The sequence below is a fragment of the Cyclobacterium jeungdonense genome, from assembly GCF_010994275.1.
Lineage (GTDB): Bacteria > Bacteroidota > Bacteroidia > Cytophagales > Cyclobacteriaceae > Cyclobacterium > Cyclobacterium jeungdonense.
In genome coordinates, this window is record NZ_WMCD01000011.1 from 85,483 (window position 1) to 102,536 (window position 17,054).

Here is a 17,054-nt window from a genome sequence, read left to right on the forward strand (position 1 = left end):
AAAAAAACCGAAAATACTATGAAAAGCAATAAATTTATAGGAAGCATAGGGTGCCTTTTGGTACTGATGCTGTCAGCATGTAACGATGAATTCCTGGAAAGGTATCCTTTAGATGAAGTGAGCAACGAGACGTTCTGGAATACAGAAAATGACCTGGCCACGTATAACAATACCTTTTACCATATGTCATTGAATGACAATACCATTCCTATTATGATGGCTCATGATGGTGGATTTGATAGCCACCGCTATAGTTATTACTTTCAGGATGAATTTACGGATAATTTGGCTCCGAGGCATGAGCGGCACCTGTTTTTCCAACAAGTACGAGCGGGAAAACAAATTGTCCCTAACGACGCGCAATGGTTTGGTTATACTGGCTGGAATTTTGTAAGGGCGCTTAATATAGGTCTTGAAAATTACGGGAAAGCAGCTATATCTGAGGAAGTTAGAAATAAATACATTGGTGAAGCACGCCTTTTCCGAGGTTGGTTCTATGCGGAAAAAGTACAAAAATTTGGCGATGTGCCCTGGGTGGAACAAGAGCTTAATATTGATGATGAGCAATTGTTTGCGGCCAGAACACCGAGAGAAGAGGCGATGGACAATGTGTTGGCTGATTTGGAATTTGCCACCACTCACCTTCCTAATGATTGGGGAGATGGCAACGAACCTGGTCGATTGAACCGTTGGGCCGCTTTGGCGATTATGTCAAGGGTTTGCCTGTTTGAAGGTACCTGGAGAAAATACCATGGAGGTTCCAATCCCGAAATGTGGTTACGTGCGGCTGCCGATGCGGCGAAAGAAGTCATGGATAACGGCCCGTATGCCATTTATAATACTGGAGATCCGGAAAATGACTACAATGCCTTTCATCGAGTGTTGGATTTAAGTGGTAACCCTGAGGTGATGGTATGGAGAAGGTACCAGTTGGGAATCTATACCAACCACGTTCAAAGTTACTTTAGTTATACCGGTGGTGCCACCAAAAGTCTGGTAGAAGATTACCTTACAACAGATGGATTACCGATTTCATTATCCCCCCTTTATCAGGGGGATGAGACTATTGAAGATGTCTTTGTGAATCGGGATCCACGCTTACGACAAACGATCCTTCATCCGGATGATACGGAAAAATATAAGTATCATGTGAATGATGGAAGGGAATACCCTCGAATTGTAGGCATGCCTGGAGGCTATACCACTACCACCGGATACCATATCGTCAAACATTACAATGCGGATGATATGATCGGAAAAGCTTACAATACAGCTGAAACACCAGGTATAATTCTTCGTTATGCTGAAGTTTTGCTGAATTATGCAGAGGCCAAAGCCGAATTGGGTGAAATTACGCAAGCCGACCTGGATATGAGTATCAACCTACTTAGAGACCGGGTGGATATGCCTCACTTGGAGTTAAATCCTCCCATGGATCCCAGATATGCCGATGATGGCATCTCTCCATTACTTGTGGAGATCAGAAGGGAAAGAAGGGTTGAACTGTTTTTGGAAGGATTCCGATACAATGACCTGAAGCGTTGGAAGCAAGGTAAGAAATTGGAAAGTCCTGATTTGGGTATCCGATGGACCCCTGAAGCTGAGGCAAGGTATGCCGGTGCTGCCATACAGACAAGTGTCGATCCTGACAACGGAAATACGTATATCGATGTTTACAAGGGCACCGATTGGGAAAATCCAGTATTTGATGAAGGCAAGCATTATTTATGGCCCCTTCCACTGGATGATTTGGCTCAAAACCCACAATTGGAACAAAATCCAGGCTATAACTAATTGGGTTTTTATTAAGGCGTCAGTAACACTCTGACTACTAAATTAAATGAAACCTGCCAACAATTATCCCGGAGCTTGTGTCCGGATAATTGTTGGCAGGTTTTTTTCTTTATATTACACAAATGGGCTGGTAGAGATAGCATAAAAATGTAAATTACCTTTCATCAGCACCAAAATAAACGGCTAAGTTTGTTTTTTGCTACCCAAAATCACCATTTTGCCTGGACCTTTCCTACCTTAATGAAACCCATGTTGAATGATTGTAAAACCATAAAATGGCTATGAAAAACCCAAAATTACTTTTATTACTTGTTTTGTTTGCAGGGCTTCTGACAGGACCGGTTCCTGCTGTAGAAGCAGCCAATGGATCCATTGTCCGTTTGGAACAAGATCCCCCCAAACTGGAAAACCCCATCACAGTGAGCTACATTAAGCGCAACCTGCGAAAATCCAGCCCTAAACTGGCACTCACACCAGCCTGGGAACGAAACCTGAAACGAGAGATCAAACAGGATCCGATGGTGGCCAATTACTACGAAGCAGTTAAAGCCAATGCCGAATCCGTTTTGGGTGAACCGGTACTTACCCGCAACATGGTGGGGAGAAGGCTGCTGGGGACCTCACGGGACATGCTGCACCGAATGAACGTATTGGGGATCACCTACCGAATCGACGGCGATCAAAAGTACCTGGACAAAATGAACGAAGAACTGCTGGCCGTTTCCAACTTTTCTGACTGGAATCCCTCTCATTTTCTGGATGTTGCAGAAATGGCTACCGCCGTAGCACTTGCGATCGATTGGGTAGGAAAGGACCTGCCCAACGAGACCGTGGATTTGGCAAAAAAGGCATTGATAGAAAAAGGCATTCAGCCCAGTTGGGAAGGAAATCATGGCTGGATAAATGGAACAAACAACTGGAACCAGGTTTGTAACGGAGGCATGATCGCTGCTTCCATAATGATTGCTGACCAGGATCCGGAGTTGGCTGCCAAGACCATTTCGCGGTCACTGGACGGCATGCCCCATGCGCTGGCGGAATATGGCCCGGATGGGGTTTACCCGGAAGGCTCCACCTACTGGGGTTATGGTACTGCCTTTTCGGTTTTAACTTCCGCCATGTTGGAATCGGCGTTTGGAACCGATTTTGGAATCGCCGAATACCCGGCTTTTAAAGCCAGTGCCGATTTTAGAAAATTAAGCATTGCACCCTCTGGCTGGTACTACAATTATGCTGATTGCGGAGACCGACATAGTGAAGCCGGAGATATTATTCTTGCCTGGTTTGGTACCGAGACCGGAAACCCGCTTTACATTGAAAAACAAAAATTCCTGCAGCCAGCAGCGGAGATGGGTAAGTTGCACCGCATAGCCGGTGCCGGGCTGGTCTGGCTGGCACAGTTTGAAGCAACGTCGGAGGAAGGTCTTCCTACTGCCTGGAAAGGCGACGGCTCCAATCCGATAGCCATTTTCCGGGACGATTCAGACTCTCCCAACGCCTATTATTTTGGAGGTAAAGGAGGCAAGGCCACCATCAGCCATGGCAATATGGACGCAGGCTCTTTTATTTGGGAAATAAACGGGGTCCGATGGGTAATTGATCCAGGAAACCAACCCTACAACGAACTGGAAACCACGGGCTTTGACCTTTGGGGAAGGTGCCAGGATTGCGAGCGCTGGACCCTGCTGACCAAGAATAATTACGGACACAGTACCCTTACTGTTAATGGCGAACTTCATGTAAACGAGGGGTTTGCCAGTCTGGAAAATTTCTCCGAGGGACCTCAGCCGGAGGCCTTGTTTGATTTGACACCGGTTTTTGGAGGTGATTTAGACAAGGCTCACCGGAAATTTGTGCGACCTGATGATCGTTCCTTGCTGATAGAGGATCAGCTGGTCATCAATGAAAACACCGAAATGATTACCTGGCAACTGATGACGCAGGCGGAGGTTGAAATCGTTCCTGGCGGAGCAATCCTGACGCAGGACGGAAAACAGGTGAAATTGGAAAACCTATCCCATCCAGATCTAATGGTTTCGGTCGTTTCTCTTGATCCCGCGCCGCTGGCATTGGACAGGCAAATTGATGGATTAAAGCGTATTGAAATCCGAATTCCTGCCTGGGTGCTGGAAAAAGAAACCACCTTGAAAGTGAAGTTAGAGGCTTTGTAAGGAATGGGAGGCTGAGTCGATTTGATACTTAGACACCGAGAATAAAAAAAATAGGGAACCATATAAGTGGTATAAGGGAATATTAGAGCGTACGATACATGCTGTTCGACATTTGCCATGTCGAATCCCAGATAAGCAGGGTTTGTAATCCTGGTTACGTATTCGTCTGGGGATTACAAATCCCCCGATCTGCCCCACGGAATTACAAATTCCGCGGAGCGGTGCTGTTCGGCATTTTCCATGTCGAACCCCAGATACTCAGGATTTGTAATCCTGGTTACGTATCCATCCGGGGATTACAAATCCCCCGATCTGCCCCACGGAATTACAAATTCCGCGCAGCCGAGTTGTTCGACATTTGTAATGTCGAACAACAGATACTCAGGATTTGTAATCCTGGTTACGTATTCGTCTGGGGATTACAAATCCCCCGATCTGCCCCACGGAATTACAAATTCCGCGGAGCCGCGTTGTTCGGCATTTGTCATGTCGAACCCCAGATACTCAGGATTTGTAATCCTGGTTACGTATCCATCCGGGGATTACAAATCCCCCGATCTGCCCCACGGAATTACAAATTCCGCGGAGCGGTGCTGTTCGGCATTTGCCATGTCGAACCCCAGATACTCAGGATTTGCAATCCTGGTTACGTATCCATCCGGGGATTACAAATCCACCATATCTGTCCCACGGAATTACAAATTCCGCGGAGCGGTGCTGTTCGACATTTGTAATGTCGAACAACAGATACTCAGGATTTGCAATCCTGGTTACGTATCCGTCTGGGGATTACAAATCCCCCGATCTGTACCAGGGAATTACAAATTTCGCGGAGCGGTGCTGTTAGGCATTTTCCATGTCGAACCCCAGATACTCAGGATTTGTAATCCTGGTTACGTATCTATCCGGGGATTACAAATTCCCCGATCTGTACCAGGGAATTACAAATTTCGCGGAGCGGTGCTGTTCGGCATTTGCCATGTCGAACCCAGGATACTCAGGATTTGCAATCCTGGTTACGTATTCGCCCGGGGATTACAAATCCCCCGATCTGTCCCACGGAATTACAAATTCCGCGGAGCCGAGCTGTTCGACATTTGTAATGTCGAACAACAGATACTCAGGATTTGCAATCCTGGTTACGTATCCATCCGGGGATTACAAATCCCCGGATCTGTCCCACGGAATTACAAATTCCGCGCAGCCGAGTTGTTCGGCATTTGCCATGTCGAACCCCAGATACGCAGGATTTGCAATCCTGGTTACGTATCCGCCTGGGGATTACAAATCCCCCGATCTGCCCCACGGAATTACAAATTCCGCGGAGCTGAGCTGTTCGACATTTGCAATGTCGAACCACAGATAACCAGGATTTGCAATCCTGATTACGGCCACGTCCGGGGATTACAAATCCCCCGATCTGCCCCACGGAATTACAAATTCCGCGGAGCGGTGCTGTTCGGGCCATGCGGGATGGACCTTTCTTTTTGTTTATTCTCCGTATAAAAACGCATAGGGGCGGGCAATGTGCGCTTGTATATCGGTAATACTCACCAAACCGTTACTTCGCAAAACTTCTTTTCCTTCCATGAAAAGCAAAATTCCTGGAACCGATAGCATCCGCAACTGTGCAGCCACTTTCAGGTGGTGTCCAGCATCCAGCTTCAATAAATCAATTTTCGGAAATTCATCCGTAATTAATTTTTTGATTTTCGGATACAATGCCTGACACACTCCACATCCTTCCCCAAAAAAATATAGGAGAACGGCTGAATTCTCGTTTAGGTACTTTTTCAATGTTAGCTCTTCCATTATTTCCATGGGATGGTATAGTTAAGTATGGCATTGACATGAAATAGGTTGACTTTATTGTACACCCAGGCGGGTCGGAGGTCTTTTTGATCCAGTGCCGTTTTACTCATGAGTATCAAATGTACATTCAGGCCTTCTATCCATTTTTTGGGCGCGTACCGCAGCCCTAGATTTGCCTGTGCGTAGCTTGGAAGGGCATATTTATTTCGTTTGGCATTGGCCGGATCTGGTAAGTAATAGATGCCCAGGTAACTATACGCTTGAAGGGATTTCTCTGGAAAAGCATGTTGAAAATACGTAGTCACCGCATCTACGCTTTCCAATCCTTCGTTTCGCTCTCGTGGAATAAAGGTATAGAATGGATCTTTTCCCCATTCCCGAGGGCTTAAAAAGCGTCCATTTCCCCCCATTTTGGTGTAATTTACATGCCATAGGCTTCTTTTGGATTTGAGGCCGATCCTTCCACTCAGAATCCAATTAAAATCCTCCGGATTTTTGTAGCGAAGCGCAATTTCTTCATTGCCGCCATCTCCTATGCCGTGTTGAACGATACTTTGCAGCCCAGTGATTCCTTTTACCGAGCTGTCCGGCAGCTCCCAGGTTTTGTCCCATTGGGCCAGGTAAGTACTGTAAATATTTTGCACCAGCGTGTGATTCAAAAGTAGTGTGGAACTTGGTTCCAGGTTGATTTTCAGGTCCAATACGTGCGCTAAATCTACTTGGGTATGTCCAAAATAGGCGGAGGGTTGTCCTAGTTCATCCCGGGCAACCGGGTACATGCCGATACTTTCCCCGAGATTAAACCAATTTCCGGTGGATCGGGGAGAAACACCCCAGATCAGGTGGTGGGTGATGGCTATCTCAGGTATCGGCTGAAAATCCCAGCGAAATCCTTCCACAAACGTGGGACTTAAACGGCCATCCTGGACATTAATAAAGGGTGTATTGATCTCCATTCGACCCAACTTGGCCTGGAAGTCGGTATGCAGGTAATCCAAGTGTAAGTTGCCGATTTTGCCAAAAACACGTTTATCCAGATTGTTTACATCAAATAAACCGGCCTCGTAGCGGTTTAAATTCGGGACCCGGGGGTCCAGCGCCTGGAGGTCGGAGCTTAGCACCCTAAGAACCCCCATGTATTCGGCAGTTACCTGAAATCGATGTGGTAGCAAGGTTCGTGCGGACAGTCGCGCCATCTGTCCCCAGGCGTAGTCCTCTTTGTAATCCTCCCAATAGGAGGTGCTCATAAAATAGGAACGAAGGCCGAGACTTAGTTCGGGTTTCCAAAGGGTAGAGTCTTGTTGCCCAAAGCCTGATAACCACATAAAACTACCAATCAGGGTAAAAATGACTTTTTTCATCTGTTTATAATTGTCTTTTAGCGGCCATAAGGAATCTCGCATGCTTTATAATCATCCCACTGTGTGACGTTTTCCGTCATGCTCGATTTCATTTGTTTTCATTTTTTGCCGCCAGAATGGGTTGAAAGGGGCCGTATTTATGTTGTTCTTCTGAAAATGGATCTGCATAGGGCCCAAAAGGGTGGTCCATTGGTTTTTTGGAAATATCCGGCCAATCGCCAGAAAGCTCTTTAGAGGGCCTTTCCATGGAATTGACATAGGCGGCCAGATCCCAGGCCTCTTCGTCGGTAAGTAGTGGCCTTTTGTAGGTGGCGCCCAAAGGCATATTGGCTTTGACGTATCCGGCAAAGCGGGACAAACGGTACAGACCGGCACCCTGATTGTAACTGGCTGGCCCCCAAAGTGGGGGATACAGGTAGGCTGTTCCCGAAGGAGTTTTCAGGCCCTGGCCCTCGGTCCCGTGACAACTCGCACATTGACGCTCGTAGACACTTTTCCCCTGGATCGGATCGGCTGCCCTGTCCAGCAAGGGAATGTCATAAATACCTACTCCCGGAAGCTTATTGCCTTTAGGGACGTCTTTTCCTAGCCACTGCATGTAGGCTACCATCGCCTGCATTTCCTCACTTTCCGGCTCCAACCCCCGACCGTTCAAACTTCTTTCAAAGCAATCGTTGATCCGTTTGGGAATATCCTCGGAAAGCCCGGAACGTCCCCTGATTTTCGGATAGGTGGCGGCAACAGCCCCGAAATTATTTCCCAAAGGCACGGTTCCGGCCTCTAAGTGACAATTCTGGCAATTCATTCCATTGGAAATCCGGAGCACCTTGCCTTCAGGACCCAGGTATTCGGCAGTATGAGCGATCAGTTCCTTACCATACTCGATTTGTTTCGCATTGGGTTCTGAGTCCACTGTGCTCCAGTCTGGAGCCGTCCATATCCCTTCATCTTTAATAAGTCGGGTATCCGGCAGTTGAGGTGTTTTATTCTCAGCTGCCCTTTGTTGGAGATCCTGATCAGGTGTTGACGAACCGGAAAGAGTCCACTGGCTGATAACCAAGGCACCTACGAAAAGGGTCAACATAAATACAAGGAATGACAAGCCGAAAAGGCCTCGTATTAGGGGTAGGATGGATTGAGATGTTTTTTTCACTTTTACTGGTTTTTACCTTTCACAAAATTACCTTTCCCCTAAGCCCTAAAAAGTGATTTGTATCACACAAATGCCTTTCCTGCAACAAAGAAATTTGTATATTAAGATTCCAAATAATAAACATCCATCTAGGGTTTGACCTGGCGTGGATGAACTAAAACCCGATTTGCCTAAACCCAAAGCACGATGAATATTGGTAAAAAATGGTGTCTAACGATACTGGTGGTAATGCTCGCCTTCGGAACTAAGGCTCAGCAACTGATCAGCGGTACCTACACCGAAGAAGAATTGTCTCAAGTATTGATTCCCTTATCCAAATGGCAGCCGTTTCCTTCGCTGGAAGACAGGTCTGCCTGGCAGGAGGCGGATCAGGACTTGTTGCAGCATTACCTGGAGTTTGCCAACGAAAACCTCGATTATGAATGGCCTTACATTCCAGCCACCAAATCCCTGCTGATCGACCGTACCGGTGACAGGAACGAATATCAGGCCATCACCTTCGAAAAGCGCCGGGTTTTGGGCAGCATGATCCTGGCGGAAATTGCCGAAAACGAAGGCCGTTTCATTGACCCCATCATTAATGGTATCTGGTCTATTTGTGAGGAGTCTTTTTGGGGGGTACCGGCTCATTTGCCGAAGACCGAAGAATATTCAGGACTCATGGACGTTTCCAAGCCCTTTGTGGACTTGTTTGTAGCCGAAACGGCCACCTACCTGGCCTGGGCCGACTATTTTCTCGGCGAAAAGTTTGATGAAATCTCTCCGCAGATTCGAAAACGAATTCGGTATGAAACCAACAAACGAGTATTTGAACCGCTGATGAATCAGCACCATGGCTGGATGGCCGCCAATGAAAACGGCCGGCCGCCCAACAACTGGAATCCCTGGATTTGTTCCAACTGGATCAATACCGCCCTGTTACTGGAAGATGATGAAGAAAAACGAGCTGCGCTGGTTTATAAAGCCATGGAGGTACTGGATGAGTTCCTGACTCCCTATCCGGAAGATGGAGGTTGTGACGAGGGACCGAGCTATTGGGGAGCGGCTGCGGCCTCCTTGTTCGACAATATTTCACTACTGAATCTGGCTACGGATGGGTCCTTTCAGTATGTATACGAGGATCAGAAAGTAAAGAACATGGGCAAATTTATCTACCGTGCCCAAATCAGCGAAGACTATTTTCTCAATTTTGCTGATGCCGATCCCCAGCCCGATATGGCAGCATCAATGATTTACCGTTACGGAAAAGCCATAGCAGATCCGGACATGATGCGTTTTGGAGCCTTTTACCGCGAGGAAGATGCAGCCTCCCTACCTCGCTTTCATTATTTCCGGAAATTTTTTGAGCTTTTTATGCAGGAAGAATTCCGGCAAGCGGAAAAAGGGCTTCCATTACCCAAAGACGTTTGGCTTCCGGATACTCAGGTGATGGTAGCCAGGGATACGGAAGGTAGTACGGACGGGTTCTTTTTTGCCGCTAAGGGAGGACACAACGATGAAAGCCACAACCACAATGATATTGGCAATTACGTGGTGTTTTATGATGGGCTTCCTCTGCTGATAGACGTAGGAAGGGGTACCTATACCCGCAAAACCTTTAGTGACGAACGGTACACGATCTGGTACAACCGTTCCGACTACCACAATTTGCCAAGTATAAACGGCCATGCACAATCTCCGGGAAGTCAGTACAGAGCCAGCAACCTCAGCTACGATGCCCGTCAAAACCGAAGTACGTTGGAGATGGATATTTCGAAAGCCTATCCGGAAAATGCCGGAATCGAATCCTGGAATCGGACCTTAAGGCTGGACCGAGGAAAACGGGTGACGGTAACGGATCAATACCAGATGAGTAACAGTGGAAGCCTTACACAACACTTGATGACGGTCTATCCTGCCGTTGTGGTCAGTCCGGGAAAAATCCGCATCCCTTTCAAGAACACGGCCGGTGAGGAACGGCCCTTTCTGGTATCCTACGACCCGGATAAAATGGATGTTACTGTAGAAAAGATAGCCTTAACCGAACCTGAAGACCAAGGCGTGAGACAAAAATGGGGTGACCGTATATACCGGATCAATTTGGAACACAAAAACCCAGAGCAAAATGGCGAAATTGAATTTGAAATTTCCAGGGAATAATATGAAAGAAGATCCTTTCACTGACCATGGTGTGGATAATTCTTGTTTCTGATATCATTAGCTCATTTAAGTTTTCTTAAGATGCCTAAGAGGGTGCTTTTCTTTTTATTGTGCTTTTCGGTTGCCTGCGTTCACTTTGTGGGTATGCCGCCGGACAACCCGGAAACCGAAATCAATGCCTTGAAATTGGACCCCCGGATTCGGTATCAGGAGATGGATCATTTTGGGGCATCCGACGCCTGGTCCGGACAATTTGTAGGAAATTGGCCTGGATACCCAAATAGACATTGCGGAGGCTGGCCAAACTGAGTATTTGTAAAGTGAACACAACCGGTCAGGCAGTTCCAATCAGGTAATAGATTTCTTTGGTAAGGAGGGAGAGAACTACTTAGGGGATTTGAATAACATAAGTCAGACCATCTCTGGCCAAAGTTATTCACTCTGATTTGGTTAACAGCGCAAGCTTCGGCCTTTCTTGATCCGGATACCGGAAATTTGGTCTTTGTCCTCGTAGACGACTCTGATCAGGAATCAAAAGTCGCCTTGCAGGAAGCGGATTCAGCGCATTCTTCCAATCAAAGCACAAAAATCTTACAAACTCGCCTTCAGATTTTCCCAGTCCCAGTCATTGTTGATTTGGGCGATGGCATGATGCGCCGTCATATCAAACTGGCAAGGAACTACGGCAGCGTAATTATTTGCAATGGCCCATTCGTCGTTATCTTCTCCTTTGTCAAAATTCACGAAATTACCAGCCATCCAGAAGTATTTTCTACCATTGGGATCATAGCGTTCTTCGAAATCTTCCTGCCATTTGGCCCTGGCTTGCCGGCATATTTTAATGCCCTTCAGCGGTTCGTTCCTTTTTGGTGGAAAATTGACATTCAGGGCGACCCCTTTGGGTATGCCAAATTCCAGTACTTGTTTGGCAATTTCGTATACGTAATTTTCTACGTGAGAAAAGTCTGCGTTGGAACTGTAATCACAGAGGCTAAACCCAATGGAAGGATACCCTTCGATAGCTCCTTCAATCGCAGCAGACATGGTTCCGGAATACAGCACGCTGATGGAAGTATTGCTGCCATGGTTGATGCCACTGACGATAAGATCAGGCTTCTTATCTTTTAATACATAATGCTTGGCTAATTTAACACAGTCGGCAGGGGTTCCGCTGGACTTGTAAGCTATCACATCCTGAAAAATTTCCTCCTCCGAAAGGCGGAGAGTGTTTCCAATGGTGATGGCATGCCCCATGCCTGATTGTGGACTGTCCGGTGCAACCACTACTACATCCCCAAGTTGCTTCATCACGTCTACCAACACCCGGATACCTCTGGAGGTAATCCCATCATCGTTGGATACTAAAATTAAAGGTTTTGTCATTAAGAATTTCTTTTTATCTGATTGTAGTGGGCCGTTATCCGGAGCAGGTCACCGCGCTTGTCGTGGGAAAGTTTATTTTTACGCATGTAGAGCTTCATTTCGGAAGATTTGTCATCCATAAAATCGTTCAGCAATTCCCGCTTTTTCTCGCTGTATTTATAGATTTTCTGATCCTGAAGGAAATAAAAATCGAAGTCTAGCCGATTAAAGCCCATTCCCATAGGCATTCCCCACATGGGATTCATGTACATTCCCCGCATACCCATCGTGTTGAAATTCCGGTTGTCAACGGTGATAAATTCACGACATAGTAGGGTGATTTCTTCTCCTTCTGTTAGCAACTCAAAGAAAATCGGCGTTTTGTAATCGGAATTTAACGCATAAGGGAGGCTGTAGAAAATACGGATGCCGCCATAGATTTCATCGTAAATCTCAAAATGGCTTATGGAGGCAGAGCTGAAGGTTTCGATGGTATTAGACTGCACCTGGACAATATTCGTTTCCAGATCGTATTTCACCTTTCCTTGATAATTCTCTCCGGTATTTAAAAATACTTGCCCTTCATGCCATACCTGGGAAGGAAACTCCTGGGCAAAACTTACAGAGGACATCAATAGTACAAACAGCAGTGAATAAATTGATTTTTTCATGACCGAGTTGGTTTTGTTTCTATCCCTGATACGTAATTGAAGTCGCTTTTGTTGAATAGGGGGAAACGAAAACGCCGCTAAGGCTTACTTTTTCAGAATCTGATGGCCCATTTTATCCCGTTTGGTTTGCAGGTAACGCTCGTTATGGGGATTCGAATTAATCTCTAACGGTACGGTATCCACGATTTCCAGCCCATATCCCGATAAGCCCACTCTTTTGGTGGGATTATTAGTGATCAGCTTGATTTTCGTGACATTCAGGTCACGCATAATTTGGGCACCTACGCCATAATCTCTCTTGTCCATAGGAAAACCGAGTGCCAGGTTTGCCTGCACGGTATCCATCCCCTCTTCCTGTAATTTATATGCTTTTAATTTGTTAATCAAACCGATGCCGCGGCCTTCCTGATTCATGTATAACACCAGGCCTTTGCCATTTGCTTCCACCATTTTCATGGCCTGATGCAGTTGGGGTCCGCAATCACACCTGCAGGAACCAAAAATGTCCCCGGTAATGCAGGAAGAATGCACGCGTACCATGACCGTTTCGCCCTCTTCCCACTGGCCTTTGATCAGGGCCATGTGGATCTCGTCGGTATTGGTCTGCCGATAAGCAATCAGGTCAAAATCCCCCCACTCGGTGGGCATTTCCACACCTATCTCCCTTTTTATCAGAGACTCGTTTTTTAGCCGGTAGGCAATCAGGTCTTTGATGGAAATTAATTTCAGGTCAAACTTTTTAGCTACCTGCACCAGATCCGGAAGTCGCGCCATGGAACCGTCTTCGTTCATGATTTCTACCAGCACCCCAGCCGGCTGCAGCCCAGCCAGGCGGGCCAGATCAATGGCCGCTTCTGTATGTCCCGTTCTTCGTAGCACGCCTCCTCTTTTGGCTTTCAAGGGAAAAATATGGCCCGGCTTGCCCAACTCTTCGGGCTTGATATCCGGATCAATTAACGCTTTTACGGTTTTGGAGCGGTCGCTGGCGGAAATTCCAGTCGTACAGCCATGCCCAATCAAATCTACCGAAACGGTAAAAGGTGTTTCAAAAGTAGCGGTATTGGTACCAACCATCAGCTCCAGGCCCAGTTCCTCACAGCGGTCCTCTACCAGGGGAGCGCAAATAAGACCCCTTCCATGGGTGGCCATAAAATTGATGATTTCTGGAGTCACCATTTCAGCCGCACAGACAAAATCTCCTTCATTTTCGCGATCCTCGTCGTCAACGACAATCACTATTTCTCCGTTTTTGATGGCATCAATGGCGTCTTCTATTGGATCCAATTGAATAGTATCTTTCATTTTATTCTTTCTAGGCGATAAATCAAGTTGCAAAAATACGATTAATTATCTTCTTAACCGTTTTTCCAAAATTTAAGTTTAGTTTTTAGAGGGAATCACATTTCCCAACTCCTGATCTATTTTGTTCTTCATTTGCGTGATTTCCATATGAATTTGGAGCAATTCTTCCACTTCTGATTCGGGCGCATCTTTGATTTTTCCCATTACCTCTAAGCGCATTTTTTTTAAATAGGCACTTTTTAACCTCAGGGAGGTGCGATAGGTAGTTCCGGATAAATCATCCGTTTCTTTACGGGTAAAAATCTGATGCCTGCTTTCCCAGTTGAGGGATATTTCTCTCCCCTCTGCGATCATATCGACGACCGCTTGTTTGATTTCTGCATCCTGAATTTTTAAAAAATGGTCAAATTTAGGTAGGATCCCCTGCATCAGAGCCTTTTTGTAGCGAACCAGAATTTTTTGGTAGACCGGAGTTTCAAATTGCAATTCCTTTATTTCTTCCAGAAGGTATTCACAGAGGTGCATCTCGTTGGAGACTTTCTCAAATCCGTAATTGATCAGAATTCGTATCAACTCCCGTTCCTCCTTGAGTGTTTTGGCAGGAGGGTTTTCTTCCTTTTCCCTGTCTACAGGCAAAACTTCCTCCAGCGGTGTGGGGGTTTCCCTACTGAACTGCCCCGAGGACTTCTGGTGGGTTTTAAGTATCTGTCGGTTGAGTTCAGTCAGCAGAATGTCTTCCTCCATGGAAAGCAAGTTGGCAGACTCCTTGGCGTAGACTGAGCGAACGATCGGATCGGGAATTTTTGCGATACTCGCTACCACCTGCCGGATGGCTTCGGCTTTTTTGATCGGATCATTGGCAGCATCCCGAGCGAAAAGCGCAATTTTAAACTGTATAAAATCTTTGGCCTCGGTTTGAATAAAACGCTTAAAATCCGCCTGGCCGGATTTTCTAGCAAAACTATCGGGGTCTTCCCCCTCGGGGAAAACCACTGTTTTCACATTTAGCCCCCCCTCCAGGAGCATGTCAATACCTCTCAGCGAAGCTTTGATGCCGGCGTCGTCACCATCGTAAAGTACGGTAACCTGATTGGTAAACCGTTTGATAAGTTTGATTTGGTTTTCGGTCAGAGAGGTGCCCGAAGAGGCCACCACATTTTCAATCCCGGCAAGATGCATGGAAATTACATCCGTATATCCCTCTACCAGGTAGCAGTTATCCTCCTGCCGGATGCCCTGTTTGGCCTGGTAAATACCATAAAGCACATCACTTTTATGATAAATGGCCGTTTCCGGGGAATTGATATACTTGGGTTGCTTTTTGTCCTGGGTTAAGATCCGTGCACCAAAGGCGATGGCTTTCCCGCTGAGGTTGTGGATGGGAAATACCACCCGGCCCCGAAAACGGTCGTAATAGTGTTCGGGATTGTTTTCTCTTTCCAGAATAAGCCCGGCTTTGAGCAGAATGTCCGTTTCAAAGCCTGATTTTTTTGCCTGCACAAGGAGCTGGTCCCAGCTGTCCAGGGCGTACCCTAGCTGAAATTTTTCGATGATAGCAGGATTAAACCCCCGTTCTTTAAAATAACTCAGACCGATGGACTGTCCTTCCTCGGTATTGAGGTTGTTTTGAAAAAATTCCCGCGCAAAATTCAGGGCGATGAACAGGCTTTCTTTTTCATTGTATGCCTGAATGGCCTCTGGATCTTTAGGGGTTTCTTCTTCGATCTCGATGCCATACTTGGTTGCCAGGTGACGAATGGCTTCTATGAAACCGATCCCTTCGATATCCATAATAAACTGTATGGGGTCGCCGGCTTTCCCGCAACCAAAGCACTTGTAAATCTGCTTGGCAGGAGAGACCGAAAATGAAGGCGTTTTTTCCTGATGAAAGGGGCAGCACGCCCAAAGGTTTTGCCCTTTCTTTTTCAGGGTGACATAGTCGTTGACGACTTCTTCTATGTCAACGCGGTCCCTAACTTTTTCGGTAGTCTGATCGGAGATGGCCATGGTTTTTATTCAATTCCCAAAGATACGGTTAATCGATGAAACTCGGTAGTACAGATCTTTTCTGTAAAAGAAACTATTTGAAGCCAGCTAAAGTTGAATTTAACGAACCTTGTATTGCCACGGCCGATTATTTTAAAAAGTGGCAGAATAACTATAGATTGCAGGAAAATTAATTAGAAGGAATGAATATTTCTAAAGAGGAAGTGTTAAAAGCCTTGTCTACCGTAGAGGATCCCGACCTGAAAAAGGACCTGGTAACGCTCGGCATGATTCAGGATCTGGAAATAGCAACCGATCAAACCATTCGGTTCAAAGTAGTGCTGACCACCCCAGCATGTCCTTTGAAGGAATTAATCCGGATGAATTGCTTAGAGGCATTGAAAAAGGCTTTTGGTGACCAAGTTGTTTCGGATATCGTGATGAGCTCCAATGTGACCACTATCCGGGACAATGCACCGCTTTTACCCAAAGTAAAAAATATCATTGCAGTGGCTTCAGGAAAAGGGGGAGTAGGAAAAAGTACCTGCGCTTCCAATCTGGCGGTTTCTCTCGCCCGATCCGGGGCTAAGGTAGGCTTGATCGATGCCGATATTTTTGGTCCTTCTGTTCCGACCATGTTTAATGTGGAAGGGGAACAGCCTGCTGTAAAACAAGAAAACGGAAAGAACGTTATCATACCCATAGAGCAGTATGGAGTAAAGTTAATGTCTATAGGTTTTTTAACGCCGGCAGAGAGTGCCGTGGTATGGAGAGGACCGATGGCGAGTTCTGCATTGAAGCAGTTTATCGGGGATGTGGAATGGGGTGAATTGGATTATTTGTTGATCGATCTGCCTCCGGGAACTTCCGATATTCATCTGACAATGGTTCAGACGGTACCGGTCACGGGGGCGGTGATCGTCACCACTCCCCAAAAGGTAGCCCTGTCAGACGCTACCAAGGCACTTACCATGTTTCGACAAGCCCAGATCAATGTTCCTGTTTTAGGAGTTGTGGAAAATATGGCGTATTTTACACCTGCAGAACTTCCTGATAATAAGTACTATATTTTCGGTGAGGGAGGAGGAAAAAAGCTTGCGGAGAAATACGATACCCCATTTCTTGGCGAAATTCCTTTAGTACAAGGAATTAGGGAAAGTGGAGACAGTGGCTACCCGGCAGTGATGAAAGAGGGACTGATAGCCGAGGCATTTGGCTTGTTTGCAGAGAATGTAGCCAGGCAGATAGCCATCCGCAATGCGGAAATGAGTAAAACAGAGGTAGTACAGGTAAAAGAATAACC

At 46.4% G+C, this 17,054-nt stretch carries 12 protein-coding genes; 5 read left to right on the top strand and 7 right to left on the bottom strand.

Annotation, left to right across the window (positions count from 1 at the left end; genetic code table 11):
* Positions 1-18 precede the first annotated feature (18 nt).
* Both GKS34_RS19340 and GKS34_RS19345 read left to right on the top strand, forming a co-directional pair.
* Complete coding sequence (locus GKS34_RS19340; RefSeq protein ID WP_163386634.1) at positions 19-1,794, top strand: RagB/SusD family nutrient uptake outer membrane protein; 1,776 nt, start codon at positions 19-21, stop codon at positions 1,792-1,794.
* A 281-nt stretch (positions 1,795-2,075) separates the two neighbouring features.
* Positions 2,076-3,965, top strand: coding sequence for a heparinase II/III domain-containing protein (locus GKS34_RS19345; protein WP_163386635.1), 1,890 nt, complete (start codon positions 2,076-2,078; stop codon positions 3,963-3,965).
* Between the two features lie 1,491 nt (positions 3,966-5,456).
* On the opposite strand, the gene GKS34_RS19350 is transcribed toward GKS34_RS19345, so the two are convergent.
* The 3 genes from GKS34_RS19350 to GKS34_RS19360 form a co-directional block, all read right to left on the bottom strand.
* A complete protein-coding gene (locus GKS34_RS19350; protein ID WP_163386636.1) occupies positions 5,457-5,786 on the bottom strand; it encodes a thioredoxin family protein in 330 nt (109 codons plus the stop codon).
* On the bottom strand, positions 5,777-7,138 hold the full coding sequence (locus GKS34_RS19355) for a hypothetical protein (protein ID WP_163386637.1): 1,362 nt from the start codon (positions 7,136-7,138) through the stop codon (positions 5,777-5,779). The genes GKS34_RS19350 and GKS34_RS19355 overlap by 10 nt, the downstream gene beginning before the upstream one ends.
* A gap of 88 nt (positions 7,139-7,226) precedes the next feature.
* Positions 7,227-8,291, bottom strand: a complete 1,065-nt coding sequence (locus GKS34_RS19360) for a c-type cytochrome (protein WP_240459374.1) — start codon at positions 8,289-8,291, stop codon at positions 7,227-7,229.
* Positions 8,292-8,477: 186 nt separating this feature from the next.
* Between GKS34_RS19360 and GKS34_RS19365 the strand changes: the two genes are divergently transcribed.
* Positions 8,478-10,430 carry a heparinase II/III domain-containing protein gene (locus tag GKS34_RS19365; RefSeq protein ID WP_163386638.1) on the top strand — a complete coding sequence of 651 codons (1,953 nt, stop codon included), beginning with the start codon at positions 8,478-8,480 and terminating at the stop codon, positions 10,428-10,430.
* Between the two features lie 81 nt (positions 10,431-10,511).
* Entirely contained in the window at positions 10,512-10,739 is a 228-nt protein-coding gene (locus GKS34_RS19370; protein WP_163386639.1) for a hypothetical protein, read from the top strand.
* A gap of 282 nt (positions 10,740-11,021) precedes the next feature.
* Here GKS34_RS19370 and surE read toward each other — a convergent pair whose 3' ends face one another.
* From surE to dnaG, 4 genes are all read right to left on the bottom strand, one after another.
* Entirely contained in the window at positions 11,022-11,813 is a 792-nt protein-coding gene (gene surE / locus GKS34_RS19375) for a 5'/3'-nucleotidase SurE (RefSeq protein WP_163386640.1), read from the bottom strand.
* On the bottom strand, positions 11,813-12,463 hold the full coding sequence (locus tag GKS34_RS19380; protein ID WP_163386641.1) for a hypothetical protein: 651 nt from the start codon (positions 12,461-12,463) through the stop codon (positions 11,813-11,815). The genes surE and GKS34_RS19380 overlap by 1 nt, the downstream gene beginning before the upstream one ends.
* 84 nt (positions 12,464-12,547) lie before the next feature.
* A complete protein-coding gene (locus tag GKS34_RS19385) occupies positions 12,548-13,765 on the bottom strand; it encodes a bifunctional 3,4-dihydroxy-2-butanone-4-phosphate synthase/GTP cyclohydrolase II (protein WP_163386642.1) in 1,218 nt (405 codons plus the stop codon).
* 78 nt (positions 13,766-13,843) lie between these two features.
* Positions 13,844-15,772, bottom strand: coding sequence for a DNA primase (gene dnaG / locus GKS34_RS19390; protein WP_163386643.1), 1,929 nt, complete (start codon positions 15,770-15,772; stop codon positions 13,844-13,846).
* 182 nt (positions 15,773-15,954) lie between these two features.
* On the opposite strand from dnaG, the gene GKS34_RS19395 reads away from it, so the two are divergent.
* Entirely contained in the window at positions 15,955-17,052 is a 1,098-nt protein-coding gene (locus GKS34_RS19395) for an Mrp/NBP35 family ATP-binding protein (protein WP_163386644.1), read from the top strand.
* The last annotated feature ends 2 nt before the right edge of the window (positions 17,053-17,054 follow it).

Bases quoted from the DNA above. Each gene is read 5' to 3' on its own strand.
- GKS34_RS19395 (WP_163386644.1), top strand. From the start codon at position 15,955: ATGAATATTTCTAAAGAGGAAGTGTTAAAAGCCTTGTCTACCGTAGAG.
- GKS34_RS19365 (WP_163386638.1), top strand. From the start codon at position 8,478: ATGAATATTGGTAAAAAATGGTGTCTAACGATACTGGTGGTAATGCTC.
- surE (WP_163386640.1), bottom strand. From the start codon at position 11,813: ATGACAAAACCTTTAATTTTAGTATCCAACGATGATGGGATTACCTCC.
- GKS34_RS19350 (WP_163386636.1), bottom strand. From the start codon at position 5,786: ATGGAAATAATGGAAGAGCTAACATTGAAAAAGTACCTAAACGAGAAT.
- GKS34_RS19355 (WP_163386637.1), bottom strand. From the start codon at position 7,138: ATGAAAAAAGTCATTTTTACCCTGATTGGTAGTTTTATGTGGTTATCA.
- GKS34_RS19370 (WP_163386639.1), top strand. From the start codon at position 10,512: ATGCCTAAGAGGGTGCTTTTCTTTTTATTGTGCTTTTCGGTTGCCTGC.
- GKS34_RS19380 (WP_163386641.1), bottom strand. From the start codon at position 12,463: ATGAAAAAATCAATTTATTCACTGCTGTTTGTACTATTGATGTCCTCT.
- dnaG (WP_163386643.1), bottom strand. From the start codon at position 15,772: ATGGCCATCTCCGATCAGACTACCGAAAAAGTTAGGGACCGCGTTGAC.
- GKS34_RS19345 (WP_163386635.1), top strand. From the start codon at position 2,076: ATGAAAAACCCAAAATTACTTTTATTACTTGTTTTGTTTGCAGGGCTT.
- GKS34_RS19340 (WP_163386634.1), top strand. From the start codon at position 19: ATGAAAAGCAATAAATTTATAGGAAGCATAGGGTGCCTTTTGGTACTG.
- GKS34_RS19385 (WP_163386642.1), bottom strand. From the start codon at position 13,765: ATGAAAGATACTATTCAATTGGATCCAATAGAAGACGCCATTGATGCC.